We start from the raw sequence: 22,670 nt of genomic DNA on the forward strand, positions 1-22,670 counted from the left end.
ATAACCATAGCTTTTCTGAATAAATGCGTTCGAATTCAAAGCTTCACGAAACGATGTCTGCAAAGCGAATCAAAAATGCTACATGCGTAAGTTGAAATGCGATTTGGGTTCTAGTAGGTGACTCATTAGATCACAATGGTATTAGGCTTTAATCAAAACATTAAAGCGTGCTATTCTAATGCGCTAAAATTTTATATATCCAGAGTGAAACGGAGCACATCATGGCCAGCCGTGGAATTAACAAAGTTATTTTGGTGGGGAATCTAGGTAACGACCCTGAAATTCGTTACATGCCGAACGGCGGTGCAGTAGCAAACATTACTATTGCGACTTCTGATTCATGGCGTGATAAAGCGACTGGCGAACAGCGCGAAAAAACGGAATGGCACCGTGTTGTGTTGTTCGGCAAACTTGCGGAAGTAGCAGGTGAGTACTTGCGTAAAGGTTCTCAAGTATACATTGAAGGCCAACTGCAAACTCGTAAATGGCAAGACCAAAGCGGTCAAGATCGCTACTCAACTGAAGTCGTTGTTCAAGGCTTCAACGGCGTGATGCAAATGCTTGGCGGTCGTGGTCAAGGTGGCGGCGCACCAATGGGCGGTCAACAGCAGCAGCAAGGTGGATGGGGTCAGCCTCAACAACCAGCTCAGCAGCAGTACAATGCGCCTCAGCAACAGCAACAACAGCAGGCTCCGCAGCAACCACAGCAGCAGTACAATGAGCCACCAATGGATTTTGACGACGATATCCCGTTCTAAATTCTGCTTATGCTTGAATCGAAAAGGCCGCGAATATCGCGGTCTTTTTTATTGTCACTATCTAATGATCTCAAAGGCTTATCTCAGCAAGGTTAGGCGTAACAATAAAACTTATCAATGAGTGTGATGTTCTTTATGCTCCAGCCTCTCACTATCAGACGAATCCGATTGTTTGATGAACTCTTATCAAGTATAAATATTTCAATAAGGTATATGATGAATAAAAAAGGAATTTGGTATTCATGAGGTATACCCCAACTCTTAAGTTAAGCACACGGCTGGTGGCTTTTGTCACCATGATCGTCATCTGCGCCATGTTTATCTTGTTTGTCGGTGGCACCCTCTCTTTTAAACGTCTTGGGCAGGAATATCTCACCCATTATTTAGAAGGGATCGTAGAGGTGGTCGACAAGGAGATGGAAGATCCTGACGCTGCTTATTCTATGCAGCGCTGGATACCGAAAATGCTGCAGGCTTCCAATATTGTCGAAATGACATTGTCGACCAACAATGCGGTTGTTTATCGCTTCAAAGATACTTCTCATCAAATGGAAGCGTCAGTCTTGTTTGAGACAGAATACCAACTGACTCACAATCAAGATTACACGATTCATTTTAAAGCGATCCCGCCTTACTTAGGTTACAGCTACTCAATGCAGGCGCTTTGGTCGATCACGCTTGCCGTTATCCTGATCATCTTCTGTTTAATGCGCGGCGTTGCGTGGCTTAAGGAGCAATTAGAAGGCTCTGAAATGCTCGAAGAGCGAGGCAGGATGATCCTTGCTGGTCGGGTAGAGCAGTATGCAAAAGGTGACAAAAAAGAATGGCCTTATACTGCCAGTGAAGCGCTCGATGTATTAATTGAAGAGTTACAAGATGCGCGTCAAGAGCGAAGCCGATTTGATACCTTTATTCGAACTCAAACCTTCCTTGATAAGTTAACAGGTACCGCCAATCGAGTGCTGTTTGATAGCAAACTGGAATCGGCGTTACTAGAAAGTGGGGCTCGCGGCGCCGTTTTGCTAGTACGTATTCAAGACTGGAAACTGGTTGAAGAAGAGCAAGATAAGCAAATTACGGATGAGTTTATTGTTGAAGTTGGGAGTTTATTATCCAACTTAGTTCAGCGATACCCTGATGTTGTATTTTCTCGTTATTACGATGCTGATTTTGCGTTATTTCTGCCGCATCAAAGTGCTAAAGATGTGGCTAATTTGGCATCACAATGCATTCGCCAGTTAGAAAAATTAATTCCGCCAGAGCCACTCGACCCAGACAACTGGTGCCATATAGGCATCACTACTTATAAAGAGGGTGAGCGACACAGCCAAATCATCGATGAGGCAGAGACAGCTTTGCGTAGTGCGCAACTACAAAATAACAATAATTGGAGTCGCTTCAAAAAATGGAACCACGATGAAGAAGCTCGCGGAAGTGTGAGGTGGAGAACGTTATTTGACACAGCACTTACACCAGAAAATGTGATACTCTACGCACAATCTGTGCACCCAATAAGTGATGCGACGCATAAAAAATCATTATATGAAGAGTTAACATGTCGGATTCGCGATCCTGAGAATGGCATTGTTAAAGCGTCTCGGTTTATTTCTGCGATCAGACAGGTTGGTTATGAAGCGCAAATGGATAAGTCAGTTATTAATAAATTCTTAAGAGAATTTAAGGATAATTTTGATAACTCGAGAGAGTATGCGCTCAATTTGAATGTAACGCCTTTTTCTAACCGAGAGTACTTTAAATGGTTTCGTGATGAACTCTTACAGTTGTCACGTGAACAGAGAAAGTGTCTCAGTTTTGAGTTTGTTGAAGCACAATTTGTAAGACACTTAGACTTTATGCGACCAGTCGCTAAAATGCTGGCCGGTTTAGGGTGCCACTTAATGGTTGGGCAGGCTGGACGAACCATCGTCAGCACTCACTATTTAAAAGAAGTGGATATTCGTTACCTTAAACTTCATCGCAGTTTAGTAGCAAAAATCGACCAGCGACATGAGAACCAGCTATTTGTCCGCAGCATGCTAGGTGCCGCGGCAAACAGTAAAACTAAAATCATAGCAGTGGGAATTGAGAATCAAAACGAGCTCAACACGTTAATTGAGCTCGGGGTTTATGGTGGGCAAGGGCGCTACTTTTCTGCAGAGCAGCAGTTTCTTCCTCGTCCACAAGCATTGCCAAGTTCTCAATCAGAATCCCAAGTGAAATTGGGAAGACGAAATCGCTGGCGTAAAAAATAAAGATAATAATCATGGATTTCAAAGCACTACTCGACAAGCTCAAACGATCATCAGGTGGTGGTCGTTCCTGCTTTTTGGTTATTCAGCCAGACGCCGTTTATTTATCATCTTCAATAAAAAGTGGCCGCCCATACCAATTTGATATTTCTGAATCCAATTGGGAGAAAGCCGTAGAGCAAGCATTGAGCGTTGCTGCGAGTGCGTATGATTCTCTGACGGTTGTCCTTTCTCATAACTATTATCAGATGTATCAAATTGACAAACCTGTCATGCCGCGCCAAGAATGGCCTGCAGCATTACCGTTTTTGTTGAAAGAACTGATCTCTGAGCGTGCCGTTGACATCATTGCAGATGCGGTAGAGTTACCCAATTCAACCAAAGTGCAAGCTTACGTCTTATCACGAAAAATGTTGGATAAGATCGTGTTACTGGCCAGTCGCGCCCAGTTGCCATTAGAAGCTATTCTTCCTGAAGACGACATTTGGGGAGAGACCGCAGGTGAACTAGGTAACTTCCTATTATTACAACGCAGTGTGCGTGGTCACTTCCGTATTAGCGCTTTTGTCGAAAATACTATCGCGTTCCATCGTTCGATTCGCAGTGTGACGCCACCGTTAACGGGTGTTCCGTCTAGCGAGTTACAGATGGATAGCCTCTCGTTAGAACTGCAACGTTCGATTGATTATCTTTCTTCTCAGTTGCGCCATGTGCAGCTGCATCAATTGAAAGTGTGTTGTGATGAGGAGGATGAGAGTGAGCTTGTTCAGTCTCTGAACTACCGTTTAAGCACTAAAGTTTCTCCGTTATTACCACCAGAACATGAGTTATCAGGACACGTTTTAGCAGATGCTGCTGCGGCTTCTAATACTCGACGCGTTAACTTATACCCTGATTACTTAAAGCCGAAAAAAGAGCTCCTGACACTAAGAAATATCGCGTTATCTTGGGGTGTCGCGGCTGCGGCCATTCTACTCTCTTACGGCTATGTGACTTGGCAGAGCAGTGGTTTAGAAGATGAAATTGCTATTGTAAAAAGCAAAGGCGATATCATGAAGTCAGAGCTTGAACGCTATCAAGTCAAGCTACGTAAGCATCAACCCGACAATAATAAGCTGGCAGCTAAAGCCCGCTTAGAGCGTGAAGTCAAGGCGAAGCGAGACTCACTTAAAGCCGTCGGGAAATACGATGACTCGCAGCGCACGGGTTACTCTGGCGTGATGCAATCATTAGCTAAGCTAGGAAACCAAGAAATTTCTTTGTCCGAAATTCGAATCAATAACCATACCTTAGATCTGAAGGGACTGGCGAAAAAGCCGAGCTCAGTACCAAGTTGGGTTAACCAATTTAAAAATGAAATTAGCTTGGTTGGCCGGACATTTGACGACGTCAAAATTGGCCGAAATGATAAGGATATTGTGACGTTTGAACTAAAAACGCGCGAGGATAAAGAGAAATGAACGAATTCTGGATCTCATTAGAAGAGCGCTTTGGCGAAATGAGCGCGCGTGAAAAAGTGCTTATCGCGCTGTGTGGTTTAGTTGTCGTGATCATGTTGCTTTTTACGCTGGTACTGGAACCAAAGCTTAACGAGATCATCAGTAATGAGAGGCAACTAAGCAATTTAAAGCAAGCCAATCAAAAGATTGAAATCGACACGCTACGTATTCAAGCGCAGCTGAAGAAAGATCCAAACGCTGAGATTGATCGCGCGATATCTAACCTGCTAACAGAAAGTCAGCACCTTTCGATGCAGCTAGCGGAGATCATCGAACACCTTATTACACCTTCGCAAATGGCTGAGCTACTGGAAAATGTATTAGAGCAGCAAAGTGGCATTCACCTTTTGTCTTTGCAAACTTTGCCATCTGAGCCAATTACGGAAGATAAAGAAGCATCGCAATACTCTGGTTACTACGTGCACCCTGTACGCATGGAGCTGACTGGCGACTACTTTTCTATTGCCAATTATCTAAATAAGTTGGAGAGCCTTCCTGCCAGTTATTATTGGCGCAGCTTTAGTTACAAAGTCGAAGAGTACCCGAAAGCGAAGCTTGTGTTGGAAGTCTACACACTAGGATCTCGAGAGGAGTTTATTGGTGGTTAAAAAACTCATCATCTCATTGCTTGTCATGGCTGCGGCAGGAACCGCTTGGGCGAACCAAGATCCAACGGCACCACTTGGCTGGGAAAAGCCTGCGGTTGAAACGTCAGCGAAACCAAAAGCAAAACAGTACCGACTGCCTACGCTCAACAGTATTGTGTGTAAGCCAAGTACTGCTTGTGTCGCGATTATGGATAACAAGCTTGTTGAAAAAGGCGAGCTATTTAAGGGTTATCGCGTCGCGAGCATTAATAGTGAATTTGTAACTTTAAAGCGTGGTAACCGTCAGTGGGACCTAGAGCTTTTTGGTTTAAACGTAAAAAAATAATAACCAGAGCCTGATCAGATATGCGCAAATTAGTTGTAGGAATAACGATTGCTTCTTTAATGGGATGTTCAATGGGTCATCGTGACCCAGTGGAAGTCAAAGAAGCGCTCAATGAATCTATCAATCAAGCGAACAGCCGCACGTTAGAAGAAATTCCTTCTTCTGTCGAAGCGGACCTGATGCCTAACTTAGACTCGAATGTTGCTTCAGAGCAAGGCACCTCGAAGCGTTTCCGTATTCAAGCGAATGCGGTCGATGCACGAAGCTTTTTTGCCTCTCTAGTCAAAGGCACTGAGTACAGCGTGGCGATTCATCCAGCGGTACAAGGTAATATCACCGTCAACTTGTCAGATGTTACGTTGGATGAAGTCCTGAGCGTTGTACAGAACATGTATGGCTATGATGTGGTGAAGTCTGGCAAAGTTATTCAAATCTACCCTGCTGGTATGCGTACGGTAACCATTCCTGTTGATTACCTCCAGTTCAAACGCTCTGGTCGATCATTGACGAGCATTGTCACGGGCTCAGTGACCTCGGCTGGTACGTCTAATTCTGGCGGTAGCTCAGACAGTTCTGACTCATCAGACTCTGACAATGGAAGTAACAGCGGCGATAGCTCGACGACTTCTACGGGCGGTACGCGCATCGAAACCATCACTGAAAGTGACTTCTGGCCGATGCTGCAGCAAGCCGTTGCGAATCTAATTGGTTCAGGCAAAGGACAAAGCGTTGTCGTAACACCTCAAGCAGGAGTGATTACGGTTCGAGCGTTTCCAGATGATATTCGAGAAGTCCGTGAGTTCTTAGGTGTATCGCAGGAGCGCATGCAGCGTCAGGTCATTCTTGAAGCTAAAATTCTAGAAGTGACGTTGAATGATGGCTACCAACAAGGCATCAACTGGTCGAACTTATCGGCGTCAATTGGTAACTCGGGTAGTGTCGTAGTGAACCGCCCTGCGTCGGCATTACCACCGTTGGATGCGATTGGCACGCTATTGGGCGGCCAAACCAACGTGACTATCTCTGATGGCAACTTCAATGCTGTGTTGAGTTTTATGTCTACACAAGGTGACTTGAACGTTCTTTCGAGCCCTCGTATTACCGCTGCCAACAACCAAAAGTCGGTCATCAAAGTGGGTACCGATGAGTACTTTGTTACCGAGCTATCGAGCAATGCAGGCAACGGTGAAAACTCAAATGCCGTTCCAGAAGTGGAATTAACACCATTCTTCTCAGGTATCTCTCTCGATGTGACTCCGCAAATTGATAACAAAGGCAATGTGTTCCTGCATGTTCACCCTGCGGTTATTGAAGTCTCGGAAGAAGTGAAGAAATTGAACTTGGGCGGTGAGTTCCAAAACATCCAATTGCCACTGGCAAAAAGCTCTATTCGTGAATCAGACTCGGTTATTCGTGCTAAAGATGGCGATGTTGTGGTTATCGGCGGTTTGATGAAACAGCAAAATCGTGAGCTTGTTTCTAAAGTCCCATTCTTGGGCGATGTGCCCGCATTGGGGCATTTGTTCCGCAACGTAAATAACGTGACTGAGAAAACAGAATTGGTCATCTTGCTAAAACCGACCGTAGTTGGTGTGAACTCTTGGCAGAAAGAGCTAGAGCGCTCTCGTGATCTGCTGCAAGAGTGGTTCCCAGATGCGCAATAAGCGCGGGGAAAGGTTCCGTTTTTCAATGAGTTTGTGATTCGAGTATGTACTTGTCACATTTTGGATTTCGAGTTCAGCCTTTTTCGTTAACCCCAAACACAGAAATGTTCTTGGGGTTAGTCCCTCACTATGAGGCGATCCAAACCATTTTAGCCGCTGTGCAAATGGGAGAAGGGGTGATTAAGGTTACGGGAGAAGTCGGCACCGGAAAAACCATGGTGTGTCGTAAGTTAATTGAGCAGATTGAATCTGAAGTCGAGCTGATTTACTTACCCAATCCAGTTTTGAATGGAGAGCAGTTGCAGTTTGCTGTCGCCAGAGAGTTAGGCATCGAGAACGATGACCCGCTACGTATTGTTTCTCTCATTCAAGAACACCTGATTCAAGTGCATTCTGCGGGAAAGAAAACCGTCTTGATCGTCGATGAAGCGCAAGCTCTTTCTCCACAAGCTTTAGAAACATTGCGTCTGTTCGGTAACCTAGAAACGGAACAAGATAAACTCATTCAACTGGTGTTATTCGGACAACCTGAGTTGGATGAGCGGTTAGCCAGCCACGAGCTAAGGCAGTTTCGTCAACGTATTACGTTTAGTTGTCAGCTGCGTCCTCTTTCTATCGATGAAGGCGTGGCTTACATCAATAATCGTTTAGACAAGGCAGGCAATGGAGCGCACATTTTTTCTATTGAGCAGAAAAAAGCGATTTGGCGTTCATCCATGGGGATTCCACGTTTGATCAACCAAATTAGCCACAAGTCGTTGCTTGCGGCATTTAATGATCGTTGCACACTATTAAAAAATCATCACGTTTACGCAGCTATGCACGATACGTTTGATGCCCGTAAACCTAAGTTTAAAACACCCGTATTTTGGGGATGGAGTCAACCTTGAGTGCCATCAATAAAGCATTATCAGAACTCGCTGAAAAAACATCACCGTCAGAGCTTACTCGTGCGGACATTCCCAACGTTTCACGCAGTAAACCTTGGCTTTGGCTCGTTGCCGGTTTCTCGTTAAGCCTTGCGGTGGGCGGCTGGGCGGTCTCTCGCGGTCCTATCCCTTCAGGCGAGCTTTCACCTGCTCAAACAGAAACCATGCCATTGTCGTCAGTGAATGCTTCGTCAATCACATCATCAGAGCGTACTCATTCGCCAACGAGTAAAATGACGCCCGAGACAGCCCATGTGGTTTACACGAAGCCAGTGACACAACCGGCTGCGCAACAGCTTCATATGCCAGAGACTGATAGGTTTACGCCAAGAGCGGACGTAAATACGGTCTCTGAAGATGCAGTGCTACTCGCGCAAGTGGCAACGATGCCAAGCGATGAGCAATCTAATCATGTAATCCGCACGACAGCAGAAAACAGTTCAATGCGTATTGAGCAGGTTGAGCTGACGCACCGACAGTTATCTCTTAAAGCGGTTAGCCGAGCGGAAAAAGCACTGGATGCTAACGATATGCAAACGGCGTTGTCAGCTTATGCTGAGGCGTTACGTTATGAGCCAATGAATGCAGACACTCGTCAAAAATTATCGGCGTTGTACTTTGGCAAAGGCGACACGCGTAAAGCGTATGAGATTATCCAAGAAGGCATCAACCTTGACACGAACAACCAAGTACTTCGCTTGGCTCTGTCTAAGTTGCTAGTGAAAGCCAATCAACCTGAAGCGGCGCTGAGTCCGCTTGTGCATTTGCCTCCAATGCCAAGTCGAGATTACTTGGCGATGCGTGCGGCATTGGCACAAAAACACAAGCAGAATGATATTGCGCTTGAGAGTTATCTACTCCTCACTCAGCGTGAGCCGGAAAATGCGCGCTGGTGGCTAGGTTTAGCGATTCAACAAGAGCGCGCGCTGACGTTTACCGCCGCGATCAACTCTTACAACCAAGCTCTGGGTAAAGTTGGCATTTCGAATCAATCGCAAGCGTTTATCCGCGACCGTTTGAGCATCTTGAAACAACTGGAGAATGCACAATGAAAATTCAGTTGAGAAAACGCTTAGGCGATCTTCTGGTTGAAGAAGGCATCGTCTCTGAAGAACAAATCCAGCAAGCACTAAACGCACAACGTAGTACCGGGCAGAAGCTAGGCGATGCGTTAATTGATCTCGGCTTTATTACTGAGAAGCAAATGTTGGACTTCTTGTCCCAACAACTTGGTTTGCCATTGATCGATCTTGGTCGCGCACCTGTGGATGCGGAAGCGGTACAGATTCTACCTGAGGTACACGCACGTCGCTTACGTGCGATGGTCGTTGCTCGAAATGGGAACACGTTGCGCGTTGCTATGAGTGACCCTGCGGATTTGTTCATCCAAGAGTCACTGATGAATTTGCTAGGTGAATACAACCTTGAGTTCATTGTGGCTTCAGAGCGCCAACTCATTTCAAGCTTTGACCGCTATTATCGCCGCACTAAAGAGATCGCTTCTTTCGCGGAACAGTTGCATGAAGAGCATAAAGACGAGCAAAGCTTCGATTACGGTATTGATGGAACCGACAGTGAGGAAGTTACCGTTGTAAAGCTGGTTAATTCCATGTTTGAAGATGCGGTACAAGTCGGGGCATCGGATATTCATATTGAGCCAGACGATCAGATATTGCGCTTACGTCAGCGTATTGATGGTGTACTGCATGAAACCATCCTGAATGAAGTGAATATCGCATCGGCTTTGGTTCTTCGATTGAAGTTGATGGCGCACCTAGACATCTCTGAGAAGCGCTTGCCGCAAGATGGCCGATTCAATATCAAAGTGCGTGGTCAATCAATCGATATTCGTATGTCGACGCTACCAACGCAATACGGGGAGTCCGTAGTAATGCGTCTGCTTAACCAGTCTGCTGGTTTGCGTCCATTAGAAGAGTCAGGTTTGCCGCCAGATTTGCTTGCTCGTTTACGTCGACAGTTGGCTCGTCCGCACGGCATGATCTTGGTGACGGGGCCGACAGGTTCAGGTAAAACCACCACGCTTTACGGCGCATTAAGTGAGCTCAACGAGCCAGGGAAAAAGATCATTACAGCAGAGGATCCGGTCGAATACCGTCTGCCTCGCATCACTCAGGTACAGGTAAACAGTAAGATCGATCTGACTTTCTCGCGTGTGCTTCGAACCTTCTTGCGTCAAGACCCAGACATCATTCTTGTTGGTGAGATGCGTGACCAAGAGACGGTAGAAATTGGTCTGCGAGCTGCACTAACGGGTCACTTAGTATTGAGCACTCTTCACACCAATGATGCTGTCGACAGTGCGTTACGCATGATCGATATGGGCGCACCGGGTTACTTGGTTGCCAGTGCGGTCAGAGCCGTGGTGGCGCAGCGTCTTGTTCGCCGTGTTTGTCCAGATTGCAAAACAGAAGACCATCTAGACGAGTCACGCCAACAGTGGTTAGCTGGGCGTTTTCCAAACCAAGTGGGCACCACTTTTTATAAAGGTGCAGGCTGTCAAAACTGTAACTTGACTGGCTATCGAGGCCGAATTGGTGTGTTTGAAATGCTCGAACTTGAGCAAGAAATGATGGATAAATTGCGCGCCAATGATGCGGTTGGCTTTGCCCAAGCCGCGCGTCGCTCAGAAAACTATAAGCCACTGCTTGCTTCTGCAATGGAACTGGCGCTACAAGGCACCGTCAGTTTGGATGAAGTGATGACCCTAGGTGAGGGTGACGCTTCTGGTAAGACTGATCCCATTTTCATATAGGTAAGTGAATGCCAACTTTTCGTTATCAAGGCCGCACGCTAGACGGCTCATCCACTAACGGCAAAATCGAAGCAGTGAACTCAGAGGCTGCGGCGGAAGCATTGATGAACAAAGGGATCATCCCGCTCAATGTGCGGTTAGAGAAAGAGTCGGCAAAAAGCCAAGTGAGCTTGTCTAAGCTATTTGTGCCAGCCATTCCATTGGAAGTGATCATTCTTTTCTCTCGCCAGTTGTTTAGCTTAACTAAAGCGGGCGTACCGTTGCTGCGTTCTATGCGTGGCCTGCTGCAAAATTGTGAAAACAAACAGCTCAAAGAGGCACTGGAAGATGTCGTTTCTGAACTGAGTAATGGCCGAGGTTTGTCTTCTGCGATGCAGCAACACAGCAAAGTATTCAGCCCACTGTTCGTTTCTATGATCAATGTAGGTGAGAATACGGGTCGACTCGATCAAGCGCTATTGCAACTGGCAAATTACTACGAACAGGAACTCGAGACTCGTAAACGCATCAAAGCGGCGATGCGTTATCCGACGTTTGTGGTTATCTTTATTACCATCGCCATGTTTATATTGAATATCTTGGTGATCCCTGAGTTTGCATCGATGTTTACGCGCTTTGGTGTTGAGTTACCACTGCCGACGCGTGTTTTGATCGCTACTTCTAATTTCTTTGTTAATTATTGGGTGTTGTTGATTGTGGCAATGATTGGCGCGTTTGCGGTTTTCAGAGCTTGGGTGGCGACGGCTGATGGTCGGGAAAAGTTCGATAAGTTTCGGCTTCGGCTTCCAATTGTGGGCGATATTGTTAATCGCGCGCAGCTTTCCCGTTTTGCCAGAACCTTCTCGTTGATGCTGAAGTCAGGCGTTCCACTTAACCAGTCTTTAGCTTTAGCCGGGGAAGCTCTGGGGAACCGCTTTTTAGAAAATCGAATTCTTGAGATGAAATCCGCGATTGAAGCGGGTAGCACCATCTCAGTGACTGCCATCAACAGTAAAATCTTTACCCCTTTGGTGATTCAGATGATTGCAGTAGGGGAAGAAACCGGTCGTATTGATGAGCTGCTGCTAGAAGTGTCGGATTTTTACGATAGAGAAGTTGATTACGATCTAAAAACACTAACCGCAAGAATAGAACCGCTACTTTTGGTGATTGTCGCCGGCATGGTCATGGTGCTAGCACTGGGTATCTTCCTGCCAATGTGGGGAATGCTAGACATCATCAAAGGCGGCTAATTGGTGGTTGAAAATCAAAGTCGAGCGACGCTAATCGTTTTTGGGGTAATTGCTACCATCATTGCTGTTGGCTTGGCGGTCAAATTACGTCCTGTTACCGAGCAGGCGCAAGTGACCGGAGCGAAGTTGGCGAGAGTTTGGATGCAAGATAGTGTTCAGCGTTATCGTCAAGCTTGGTTAGTACAAGGCGAGCCAAAACATATGCTGATGGATGGTTTTAATCTCACCATGACTGAGGGCGGGCTAGTGTCTCCCTTTACTCAACAAGGTGTTTTAGATTGTGGTTATTGGCTAGCAGTGCATTATCCACAACGTAAAATAATGACCAATAAGTTAATAGATATCAGTGGAGCCATCAAAACTGATCGTTATGTCTGTCACTATACTTATGAAAATGGTCAGTCGATTGTAGTTATTTCAACAGCTAATCAACTGAAAATAGACGTCGAAATGTCGGCGGAGTGAATTTTTTGACACCTAATCACTATAATTGGTAATGAAAGTCGGTATAATGCAATCATTACCATAAGTAAGACGCTGTAATAGAGGGTAAACAATAATGTGTTTTTCTCATTGCAGCATGAACTGAATAATGGCGAATCGTCATTCTGCTCAAGCGGTAGATACAGTATCCACTTCACGGTCAGTTTTAGTGAACGTTGCTGCCCCAAACCGTTTTGACAATATCCAAAATGGTCGCGTGACCTAAACAAAACTTTGCAGTTGTACTGCATGCTTACATAGAGAGAGTAAACAATGAAAAGACAAGGTGGTTTCACCCTTATCGAACTAGTAGTGGTAATTGTAATCCTAGGTATTCTAGCGGTCACTGCAGCCCCACGTTTCCTTAACCTGCAAAATGATGCTCGAGCTTCATCTCTACAAGGTCTAAAAGGTGCTATTGAAGGTGGTGCTGGTATTACTTACGGTAAAGCTGCGATTAATGGTGTAGAAGCAAATTCTACGGCTACAGATGTTGAAGGCATTGAAACAGTTTATGGTTACCCAACAGCTACAGCAGGTGGTATTGGTGAAGCTGTTTCTGGTTTAAACGATGATTGGGCTGTAGTAGCAAGTGTTGCAGGCACTAGCATTACTTATGGTTTTAAAGGTGCAAAAACTACTAATGAGTGTATCGTAACTTACTCTCAAGCTACTGGTACTGCAGCTGCAAGTGCAGCTAAGACAACAGTAACTTTAGGTTCTGCTTGTAAGTAAGACTCAGTCTTTTAAGGCCAGCTAGTCTGGCCTTTATCTCTTTATTTTGATGAATCTCGGAATAGTTCATATGCGTAAATCATCGGGTCTTAGTGCAATAGAGTTTGTGGTTGTGCTGGTCATTTTAGGTGTAGTCGGTTATGTGGTATTACCAAGATTTATCAGTTTTGAACCAGAAACTTACGAAGCGAAGTGGGAGCAAACCAAGCAAACCGCTGAGCACGTTTCTGAAACGCTGAGCAATAAAGAAACCTACGATCGAATTGAAGAAGAAATCGATAGATCGAAAAACTAACCTAGAGCAATCTTGTTTGCTACGTAAAAGAAGTGTGATTTTAGTCCAAAATCACCATGCTTTTTTGCTTATAATTTAATCGCTTGTTGTAAGCCGAAGGTTCCTCAGTATGAAGTCGCGCTCAACGATATCAGGTTTTACTCTCATTGAGCTGATCATGGTAATCGTCATCCTCTCTATATTATCGCTTTATGCATCCAGTCGATTTATACGCGCTGGTATTTCTGCCGTCGCAATTCAAGATCAAGTCATTTCAGTTGTTCGCCAAGTTCAGGTGAATCGAATGCAATCTAACGTCAGTAGTGCGGTAGGAAACAACGATTTTATTTTATCCATCACTTCCAACTGTATCGGCTCGAAAGCTTCTTGTTTGTCTAAGGCGAGTGGTCGCAGTGACTGGGTCGAAGACAGCAGTGTTACTTTTTCTTCTGTCCAAGAGGTTCAATTTGATCTTCTAGGAAATCCGACCCCTTCTTCGGTCACTATTTCTATTAGTGAAAACAATAGCTCTCAAACTTGTACGGTCACAATCAATGAACAAGGCTACGTGAGTAAAGGTGGCTGTTCATGACTATGAAAGGCAAAAAAACGCTCAGAGGAATGACGCTAATCGAGATGATAATCGCGATCGTCTTGATGGGAGTCGCAATGGTGATGTTTTCGACAGCCTTGATACCACAAATTAAAGATGCTTCCACCTCTCATTATCAAAGTCGAGCCATCGCTTTAGGGCATAGTATGATGTCGCAAATTTTAGCCCGTAATTTTGACCATTATTATGATGATAACGGTGGCATGCTCCGCTGTGGTGAAAGCGGTGCAGATGCTTGCTCTGCTCTTGGAAGGGATGGAGAGACTTCGCCCTCTGCTTTTAATGATGTTGATGATTATATTGGTTGTTGGTACACCAAAAATACTCAGAACCGTTGCCCCTCAGGTGGCGAAAAATACCAACTCTCAGATGTTGTAGGTAATAGTGCAGACAGTAGTTATATCAATTTTCGCGTAGAGGTTGCGGTAGAAACGACAGAGCTCGAAGGAAGTGTTCCTAAAATGAAGCAAGTGAAACTAGATATATTTGCTGGTTCCGCGTTAGCGATTTCATTGGTTGGTTACAGAGGTAATTATTAATGAGTCAAAGAGGCTTCACTCTCATAGAGCTCGTGCTGACCATTGTTATTGGTAGCATCATCATGCTGGGGATTGCAGGTTATGTTCAAGTTGGGATGAAAGGGTATGTTGATGCGAGTTCAAGACAAAGAATTCAGACCCAAGCTCAATTTGTGCTAGAAAAAATGGCGCGTGAAATTAGACACGCCGTTCCCAATAGTTTTGCAATGACAAACACGGTTGACGAATCCTGCCTGTCGTTTGTTCCAACTTTAAATTCCGGTTATTACTTTCAAGAACCAACCAGCAACGATCTGCTTTTTATCACTGGGGAAAATGTTCCAGGAAATACATTAAAAGCTTCCGAGGAGATACGCTTTGTCATTAACCCTACACGCTATGACGATTTGATATCAGGCGCTGTGAGTAATCACTTAATTAATAGTGACCTTTCTTTAAATGGTAATGATGGCAATGGTAATGCCGACTTTTATCGTTATAGCTTAACGACGCCTTTACCTAGTGACTCGATCGCTCATCGTATTTATCTATATCAGTTAGCAACCAAAGTTGAATACTGCATTGTCAAAGCCGGGGCTCATACTAATCGCTTAACTCGCAATGGCACTGTTGTTGAAAATATCGTGGCAGATGAAAGTCAATTTAACTACACGAATGTGAGTTTACAGATTGGTGGGATTGTTTATCTCAAATTTGCTTTTGAACAAAATGGTGAAGTGAGTACCTACCAACAAGATGTGCAGGTGTTAAATGTCCCATAAACAGAAAAACAGTGGAAATGTACTCATTGTATGCTTGTTCGTGATTATTATGATGGGATATCTAGGTGCAACGCTCACAAAGACTAACTGGTCTAATCAAAACTCAATGACTCGTGAGTTTTTAGGGACACAAGCATGGTTTTACGCTCAATCTTCAACAGAGTGGGCACTCACTGAAATATACCCACTTAACAATGAAAACCCAGATGTGGGAAGTAATTGCAGTAATAAAGTCAATGGTAAAGCGCCAAGCTCAGAGAGCATTGATTACGGAAGCTGCCGATTAGTTTCGCTTGTGTGTGACGGGGGAGATAAAAAGTTAGATAGCCAAACATTTTATCGTATCGAAGCTGCAGTCCAGTGTGGTTCTGGATTGAGCTTGGTTGAACGCAGACAAGAGATTTGGATTAAGGATTAAAATAATGAAAAGAAAAATAATTGCTGCTTTATTTTTTTGTTTGTTTTCTCTCAAGAGCTTTTCTGCTGAAACTTTTGATATGGCACCATATTGGTCAATTAGTAAGGGAGCGATGAAATCGAGAGGGAACCTGTGTGGTGGTTATTATCATAGTTACAATGATTATGTTTGCCCGAACGGGTTATACCTACATAAATGGCAGTCAATTTCTTCCGATCGGCCAATGAATATTCTAGTTTATGGTGATGTTGAATTTAAAGGAAAAAATGTAATTGGCAGCTCTATTCGCCCTATTAATATTCTTGCTAAAACCAGTAATGTGAAAGGCCGAAATCAAGTTCAACTCTTCGGCAATATTGAAGCCCATGGAAGTGTTGAACTAAAAAATAATATCGACATAAATGGTTTCATCTATTCGTCTCACGGTAATGTGTATCTTGAAAGTGCAGAAGTGGCAGGAAATGTTACAAGTCTTACGGATGGCATAGAGATTAAAGGTACAGGGAATGTTATTGAAAGTGATATTTGGGGGGCGAGGGATATCGTACTCTCCAAAGTTACTGTCAAAGGTGACGTTACCAGTGCTGGAGGGCAAATAAAAACGGAGAGGAATAACAACACCATTGACGGTGATGTGGTAGCTCATGGCGATGTTATATTGAAGCAGACTGTAGTTCGTGGGGATGTAAAAAGTAAAGGTGGTTCCGTAAAAACAGAAAACTCGAATAATCAAATTTACGGTGACATCGAAGCATCACACGAAGTGGTGTTGAAAGGAACGACAGTTGTTGGAGACATCCAAAGCCTCGGTGAAGAAATAAAGCTTGAAGAGGCGGGGGACGGTAACTCCGTTTACGGAAATTTGACAGCTTTACACAAAGTTGAAATTAAAAAATCCCTAGTATGTGGTCAAGTTACCTCCATAGGTTCAGAAGTTAAACTCGAGAACTCCAAAGAAAATAAAAATAGGGGCATTTACGCCTACAAAAACGCTATCCAAGCAAGTCATAAGGCAACAGTAAAGAACTCAAGTGTGTGTGGTTCTGTTGTTGGTCATTCATATGACTTTGATAATGAAAAAATCTACTGCGGCGTGAATGATCCAAGCTGTACTCCATCCGATACAGATGGCACTTGTCCTATCGATGTTATTCAGTCTGTTTGTCCCGATATGACCCCAGAGCCAACACAATGTAATTTACTTCCAATGGAAGACTTCAACGCTAATGATATTAGTAACTGGTCTGTTATTGGCTTTGGGCAAAGCATCAAACCTAAACCGTCTGGTGGTCGATTCGTTTTAAACTCGTCTCAAAGAAATCAAGCAACTGCATCGGCATACAACTATCTATTCCCTTCGAAAGATAACTACCTTGAAGTGGAATTTGACCATTATGCACACTCCGGCTCTGGGGCTGATGGTGTAGCATTGGTTTTATCTGACGCAAATGTTCCGCCACAAACTGGGGCATTTGGTGGTCCACTTGGCTATGGCGTGAAACCTAACATACAAGGCTTTGCTGGTGGTTGGCTTGGGTTTGGTATCGATGAATACGGCAACTACTCAAGAGAAGGTAGTTTTGAGGATAGTAATTACCGACCAGGGTTTAAGCCAAATACAGTCGCGATTCGTGGCTCTGGGATTAAGAATGACTCAGGGCATTGGATGGGAGGCTATCGCTATATCAAAGGTAATCACAATGTTGGTGACTTAGATGGACGTAGCAATCAAAACCATAGATATAAAGTTATCATTGATTCTAAACAACAAGGTAAAGTCTACATTACGATTCAGCGTAAGATCGGTAGCGCGAATTCTTGGACAACATTGATCTCGAAATTTGATGTCATGAGAGGTTTTGGGCAAACCACTCCTCCAGAAAACTTCCGTGTGTCAATTACCGCCTCGACCGGTGACATTACCAATATACACGAAATGGATAACTTCCAAGTTTGTGCTGATAAGTATCAAAAAATAACGGAAGGCATTCACCACTTCGAGTTTGACTATGCTGGAACTGGCAGTATTTGTCAGGCATCGGAAGTAACGCTTCGAGCGTGTATGAATGACTCTTGCTCGAAAACATATCCAGCATCAGTGTTGTCTAGTAATCCTGGGGCGAGTATTGAGCCCGTCACGGTATCGTTGTTGCCTCAATCTTCCTCTTTGGTTAAGTGGGAGGAAGGAGATAGTGCCACATTCTCTGACTCTATTTCGTTAAAATTGCAGGCTTATCAATCTGGCTCTGCAAAACTTGGCATTGCGAGTAGTTCAGTTCCACAGTTCGGATTTGAAGGCGCTAAGTGTCGTATCGCTGGTGGTCCGCTATCTGAGCAAAACTGTAATATCTTGTTTAACTCTGCCGCGTTGGGCGTAAATATTCCAGATAAGGTAGCGGGCAAACCATTTTTTACTGATGGAACCCCTTTATATGGAATTGAAAATAGACCTTACCTTGAGTTTTGTAGTGCACCTAGTCAGCAAGATGGAGTTGGTCAACATCGCAATGTGATTCTTTCAGTAGAACGTGTTGAACCTGAGAAAAATGCAGTGCAAGTTGAAACATACGTTTCTTTTCTAAAGGAAGATGGCAAGTTTAGTGAAGAGGTTGCTATCGACAACACAGAGAGTATGGAAATTGACGATGTTTACTTTGACAGCGAAGGCAAGGCTTACTTTAACTTGAGATACCCCGAAGCAGGTAAAGTTGCGCTGAAGGCGAAAATCAAAGGTGAGAAGGATTCATTAGGTCAAAATAGCTTTGTTAGTTTTCCTGCTTATCTTCAGTTGACGGTTGATGGTGGTCTTTGTGGGGCATCCGATTCATGTGATAAGAGTTTTGTTGCCGCTGGAGAGCCGTTTACGATGAAAGTAACTGCCTACCAATTTGGTGGTAATAAGAAGCCAGCACAAAACTATCAGCAATCAGGTTTAACGATTAGTCATAAAGTATCTTACCCGCAGTTTGATAGTGCGATTCCTGGCACTTTAGGGACGACCACATACGATCATATCAATCTAACTAATGGTACGGGGTCAGTGACGCAAACTGTATCCGAAGTTGGTGCTTTTGATTTTAAGATTACACCACCTGAAACGTATCTCGGCAGTAAAGCTTTCACCATTACGCCAGCAGAAGAAAATATTGGTCGTTTCTACCCTAAGTATTTCCGAGTTGATGACGCGAAAGGAAATCAATGGGCTTACCCACATAAAGAAAACTTTGCTTATATGGGACAAGGCTTTGGCGTCGAGGAGTTTTATGTTGAGGCATTAAATGCGGATAAAGGCGCTTTAACAAACTACGCCTTCTTCTCTAGTGGCTTACAAGCAAAGTTTGGTTTGAAAGATACTAGCTCTTATCAATCTCGTTTTATTTTGAACAAAACCTATACGGGAACTTGGGTGAATAATGGTGCTGCTTATGTCACTTCAAGAAGTCTAGGTAAGTTTACTGGTTCAACGACGGATGGGTTAGAGCTATTAAAAGGTTCTGGCTCAAGTTACCCAGATGGTCCGCTCAACTTTAACGAGAACGCGAAAGATACGGCGATATCAATCAAACCTGCGGATGATAATAAGGATCCAGTATCTATCGATGGTAGTGAGGGGTTATTGCCTACTCAACCTGACATCCGCTTTGGTCGTATAGACCTAGATGATGTTGGTGGCAACCAGGGTTCGACGTTGAGAGTACCACTTCGAGTTGAATACTGGAATGGCAGCCGTTTCATTGCTAACCCGAACGATAGTCAAACCGAGGTTAAAGGTGTTACAGCTGCTGAAACGCACATTTGGCCAACAGGTGCTAGTGCTGCTCCAAAAGCAGTCACGTTAGGAGACGGTGGGACCGTTTCCTCAGGTACTTCTCGCTCTGTTACTGCAACTCAAGCTGAGCCATACCGTCAGCAAACGCGCGTTTGGTTAGACCTTGATGATTCAAAAAATGGTTTACCTTGGCTCAAGTACAACTGGGATAATGACAAAGCGGGAGAAGAAAACCCATCCACCGTCGTCACCTTCGGTATTCACCGTGGTAATGACCGTGTGATTTACCGTGGTGAGCCTGGGTTAACCGGACAGTAACAACTTAGGTTTTTGCCCTTAAGTTAGGAAACTGCAAGAAATTGAGGCTTTCTGCTCATGTTTGTGTACCAATACCTTGCTGTGACAGCGAGGCATTGGTACATTTAGAGCAATTTTTGTCTTCTATATTTTTGCAGGATGAGCGAAGAGTATGTTTAAGAAACTTCGTGGCATGTTTTCTAACGATCTATCTATCGATTTAGGTACAGCCAACACTCTAATTTACGTAAAAGGGCAAGGAATTGTCCTTGATGAACCTTCTGTAGTTGCTATTCGTCAAGATCGTGTAGGTTCTGCAAAAAGCGTTGCTGCAGTCGGTCACGCAGCAAAACAGATGCTTGGTCGTACACCTGGCAACATTTCCGCTATCCGCCCAATGAAAGACGGCGTAATCGCTGATTTCTACGTAACCGAAAAAATGCTTCAGCACTTTATCAAACAAGTGCATGACAACAGCATCCTAAAGCCAAGCCCACGTGTTCTTGTTTGTGTTCCTTGTGGTTCTACCCAAGTTGAGCGTCGCGCAATTCGTGAATCAGCTCTCGGTGCTGGCGCGCGTGAAGTTTACCTAATCGACGAGCCAATGGCGGCAGCAATCGGTGCTGGCCTGCGCGTATCTGAGCCGACAGGTTCAATGGTGGTTGATATCGGTGGTGGTACAACTGAAGTTGCTGTTATCTCTCTAAACGGTGTGGTTTACTCATCGTCTGTACGTATCGGTGGTGACCGCTTTGATGAAGCGGTAATTAACTACGTACGTCGTAACTACGGCAGCTTGATTGGTGAAGCCACGGCTGAAAAGATCAAACACGAAATCGGTTCTGCTTACCCTGGCGATGAAGTTCAAGAGATTGAAGTTCGCGGTCGCAACCTTGCAGAGGGTGTGCCACGCAGCTTTAGCCTGAACTCAAACGAGATCCTTGAAGCGCTTCAAGAGCCGCTATCTGGCATCGTCTCGGCAGTCATGGTTGCACTAGAGCAGTGTCCACCAGAGCTTGCTTCAGACATTTCTGAAAACGGCATGGTTCTGACTGGTGGTGGCGCGCTACTGAAAGATCTCGATCGTCTATTAATGGAAGAAACCGGTATCCCTGTGGTTATCGCGGAAGACCCACTAACGTGTGTTGCGCGTGGTGGCGGTAAAGCACTAGAAATGATCGACATGCACGGTGGCGATCTGTTCTCTGAAGAATAAAGGTTTAGGTGAAGCTCATGTCGGGCTTCACCTTCATTTCTGCTCTCTCTGTAATTCAAACATGCTCCATACCTAAAAGTATTTATTTAAGTATTTTTAGGTTGCCAAGTAAGGCTCAATAATCATGGAAGCAATCAGGTCAAAAACAAGATGAAACCGATTTTTGGCAGAGGTCCGTCTCTGCAATTACGTCTGTTTTTTGCTGTCATCGTGTCGGCGAGCTTAATGCTGGCTGATAGTCGTCTAGATACGTTTTCCAACGTCCGATACTTATTGAACAGTATGGTTGCGCCCATTCAATACGCAGCCAATTTGCCTCGCAGCATGTTCGATGGCGTATTTGAACGTTTTAATACTCGTCAGGCATTAGTTGAAGGCAATCGCAACTTAAAGCGAGAAGTGCTACGCCTGAAAAGCGAGCTGATCTTGCTCGATCAATATAAAGAAGAAAACCAACGTCTACGCAAATTGTTAGGCTCTTCATTTGTCCGGGATGAAAAGAAAGTCGTAACTGAAGTGATGGCGGTTGATACCTCACCTTATCGTCATCAAGTGGTGATTGATAAAGGACAAATAGACGGTGTATACGTCGGACAGCCAGTGATCAACGAAAAAGGCATTGTTGGTCAGGTCACGTTTGTCGCAGCGCACAACGCACGTGTTCTGTTGCTAACGGATGCGAAAAATGCGATTCCTGTCCAGGTGATCCGTAACGATATTCGAGTTATCGCGTCGGGCAATGGTGAAATGGATGAAATCCAACTGGAGCACATTCCAACCAGTACTGATATTCAGGTTGGCGATCTATTGGTGACATCCGGCCTAGGTGGGATTTACCCAGAAGGGTACCCAGTCGCGACGGTTACCAATGTGGATCACGATACGCGCCAAGAGTTTGCGTCAATCAAGGCTGAGCCAGTTGTAGAGTTTGATCGTTTACGTTACCTACTGCTGATTTGGCCGAATGAAGATCGTCAACACAAAGTGCTGCGATCCAATGTGGATGAAGGGCTAGAGCAAGAAGAACAAGAGGTAACTGATGGCCAATAATGTAGTGAGCAGCCGAATGGTGATTGGTGTCAGTTTCTTCGTTGCGCTGGTATTGCAAACCATTCCGTGGCCAGGTGTGTTGGATGTTTTACGTCCATCATGGTTGTTTCTTGTCACTTGTTATTGGGTGTTGGCACTGCCGCACCGAGTGAACGTTGGAACCGCGCTAGTGCTGGGCTTATTATGGGATATCTTGATCGGCTCAACGCTTGGAATTCGCGGCATGATGATGTCGATTGTCATCTATCTGGTGGCGTTGAATTTCCTGTTGATTCGTAACATGGCATTGTGGCAACAGTCGATTTTAATTGCCTTTTTTACTGCGTTATTGGAAGTTTTGATATTCTGTGGGGAATATTTGAACCAGGACGTAGTATTTAATCCATTATCTCTGTGGACGGCGGCAATAAACTGTATACTTTGGCCATGGATGTTTTTATTAATGCGACGAGTTCGTCGTGCATGGCACGTAAGGTAA

The 22,670-nt window shown here is 44.6% G+C and carries 21 protein-coding genes; all 21 read left to right on the plus strand.

The genetic code is table 11. The features are described from left to right. Positions 1-221: 221 nt before the first annotated feature. The 21 genes from ACZ5ZC_RS19090 (at position 222) to mreD (ending at position 22,670) form a co-directional block, all read left to right on the plus strand. The gene (locus ACZ5ZC_RS19090) at positions 222-758 is read left to right on the plus strand and encodes a single-stranded DNA-binding protein (protein WP_012841367.1); all 537 of its coding nucleotides are present in this window, start codon (positions 222-224) and stop codon (positions 756-758) included. Between the two features lie 242 nt (positions 759-1,000). Further along, positions 1,001-3,010 carry an RNase E specificity factor CsrD gene (csrD, locus tag ACZ5ZC_RS19095; RefSeq protein WP_464932193.1) on the plus strand — a complete coding sequence of 670 codons (2,010 nt, stop codon included), beginning with the start codon at positions 1,001-1,003 and terminating at the stop codon, positions 3,008-3,010. A gap of 11 nt (positions 3,011-3,021) precedes the next feature. Continuing rightward, positions 3,022-4,467 carry a hypothetical protein gene (locus tag ACZ5ZC_RS19100; protein WP_048626837.1) on the plus strand — a complete coding sequence of 482 codons (1,446 nt, stop codon included), beginning with the start codon at positions 3,022-3,024 and terminating at the stop codon, positions 4,465-4,467. After that, positions 4,464-5,114: a type II secretion system protein GspM gene (gene gspM / locus ACZ5ZC_RS19105; protein WP_054868338.1), complete on the plus strand. Its 651-nt coding sequence runs from the start codon at positions 4,464-4,466 to the stop codon at positions 5,112-5,114. The genes ACZ5ZC_RS19100 and gspM overlap by 4 nt, the downstream gene beginning before the upstream one ends. Further along, on the plus strand, positions 5,107-5,439 hold the full coding sequence (locus tag ACZ5ZC_RS19110; protein ID WP_046873588.1) for a hypothetical protein: 333 nt from the start codon (positions 5,107-5,109) through the stop codon (positions 5,437-5,439). Before gspM ends, ACZ5ZC_RS19110 begins: the two co-directional genes overlap by 8 nt. A 20-nt stretch (positions 5,440-5,459) precedes the next feature. After that, complete coding sequence (gene mshL / locus ACZ5ZC_RS19115) at positions 5,460-7,103, plus strand: pilus (MSHA type) biogenesis protein MshL (protein ID WP_046873589.1); 1,644 nt, start codon at positions 5,460-5,462, stop codon at positions 7,101-7,103. A 44-nt stretch (positions 7,104-7,147) separates the two neighbouring features. Further along, positions 7,148-7,993 carry an ExeA family protein gene (locus ACZ5ZC_RS19120; protein ID WP_046873590.1) on the plus strand — a complete coding sequence of 282 codons (846 nt, stop codon included), beginning with the start codon at positions 7,148-7,150 and terminating at the stop codon, positions 7,991-7,993. Then, complete coding sequence (locus ACZ5ZC_RS19125) at positions 7,990-9,084, plus strand: tetratricopeptide repeat protein (protein ID WP_464932194.1); 1,095 nt, start codon at positions 7,990-7,992, stop codon at positions 9,082-9,084. The genes ACZ5ZC_RS19120 and ACZ5ZC_RS19125 overlap by 4 nt, the downstream gene beginning before the upstream one ends. After that, entirely contained in the window at positions 9,081-10,805 is a 1,725-nt protein-coding gene (locus tag ACZ5ZC_RS19130; protein WP_464932195.1) for a GspE/PulE family protein, read from the plus strand. The genes ACZ5ZC_RS19125 and ACZ5ZC_RS19130 overlap by 4 nt, the downstream gene beginning before the upstream one ends. An 8-nt stretch (positions 10,806-10,813) precedes the next feature. Continuing rightward, positions 10,814-12,037 (plus strand): type II secretion system F family protein, encoded by a 1,224-nt coding sequence (locus ACZ5ZC_RS19135; RefSeq protein WP_464932196.1) that lies wholly within the window; start codon positions 10,814-10,816, stop codon positions 12,035-12,037. 3 nt (positions 12,038-12,040) lie between these two features. Beyond that, positions 12,041-12,502, plus strand: a complete 462-nt coding sequence (locus tag ACZ5ZC_RS19140; protein ID WP_065274904.1) for an MSHA biogenesis protein MshF — start codon at positions 12,041-12,043, stop codon at positions 12,500-12,502. Positions 12,503-12,793: 291 nt separating this feature from the next. Beyond that, positions 12,794-13,255: a prepilin-type N-terminal cleavage/methylation domain-containing protein gene (locus tag ACZ5ZC_RS19145; protein WP_317387724.1), complete on the plus strand. Its 462-nt coding sequence runs from the start codon at positions 12,794-12,796 to the stop codon at positions 13,253-13,255. 70 nt (positions 13,256-13,325) lie between these two features. Continuing rightward, positions 13,326-13,550, plus strand: a complete 225-nt coding sequence (locus tag ACZ5ZC_RS19150; RefSeq protein ID WP_039842641.1) for a prepilin-type N-terminal cleavage/methylation domain-containing protein — start codon at positions 13,326-13,328, stop codon at positions 13,548-13,550. A 109-nt stretch (positions 13,551-13,659) separates the two neighbouring features. Continuing rightward, the gene (locus tag ACZ5ZC_RS19155; RefSeq protein WP_301948677.1) at positions 13,660-14,121 is read left to right on the plus strand and encodes a type II secretion system protein; all 462 of its coding nucleotides are present in this window, start codon (positions 13,660-13,662) and stop codon (positions 14,119-14,121) included. Beyond that, entirely contained in the window at positions 14,118-14,681 is a 564-nt protein-coding gene (locus tag ACZ5ZC_RS19160) for a type II secretion system protein (RefSeq protein ID WP_170903450.1), read from the plus strand. The genes ACZ5ZC_RS19155 and ACZ5ZC_RS19160 overlap by 4 nt, the downstream gene beginning before the upstream one ends. Continuing rightward, entirely contained in the window at positions 14,681-15,442 is a 762-nt protein-coding gene (locus ACZ5ZC_RS19165; protein WP_047009155.1) for a PilW family protein, read from the plus strand. Before ACZ5ZC_RS19160 ends, ACZ5ZC_RS19165 begins: the two co-directional genes overlap by 1 nt. Next, positions 15,432-15,860: an MSHA biogenesis protein MshP gene (locus tag ACZ5ZC_RS19170; RefSeq protein WP_145473461.1), complete on the plus strand. Its 429-nt coding sequence runs from the start codon at positions 15,432-15,434 to the stop codon at positions 15,858-15,860. The genes ACZ5ZC_RS19165 and ACZ5ZC_RS19170 overlap by 11 nt, the downstream gene beginning before the upstream one ends. Positions 15,861-16,083: 223 nt before the next feature. Then, positions 16,084-19,947 (plus strand): DUF6701 domain-containing protein, encoded by a 3,864-nt coding sequence (locus ACZ5ZC_RS19175; RefSeq protein WP_464932197.1) that lies wholly within the window; start codon positions 16,084-16,086, stop codon positions 19,945-19,947. Between the two features lie 151 nt (positions 19,948-20,098). Continuing rightward, the gene (locus ACZ5ZC_RS19180; RefSeq protein ID WP_005381144.1) at positions 20,099-21,142 is read left to right on the plus strand and encodes a rod shape-determining protein; all 1,044 of its coding nucleotides are present in this window, start codon (positions 20,099-20,101) and stop codon (positions 21,140-21,142) included. Positions 21,143-21,292: 150 nt separating this feature from the next. After that, on the plus strand, positions 21,293-22,192 hold the full coding sequence (mreC, locus tag ACZ5ZC_RS19185; protein ID WP_005396268.1) for a rod shape-determining protein MreC: 900 nt from the start codon (positions 21,293-21,295) through the stop codon (positions 22,190-22,192). Next, positions 22,182-22,670, plus strand: coding sequence for a rod shape-determining protein MreD (gene mreD / locus ACZ5ZC_RS19190; RefSeq protein WP_012841380.1), 489 nt, complete (start codon positions 22,182-22,184; stop codon positions 22,668-22,670). Before mreC ends, mreD begins: the two co-directional genes overlap by 11 nt.

The sequence above is a fragment of the Vibrio sp. JCM 18905 genome (assembly GCF_055393305.1).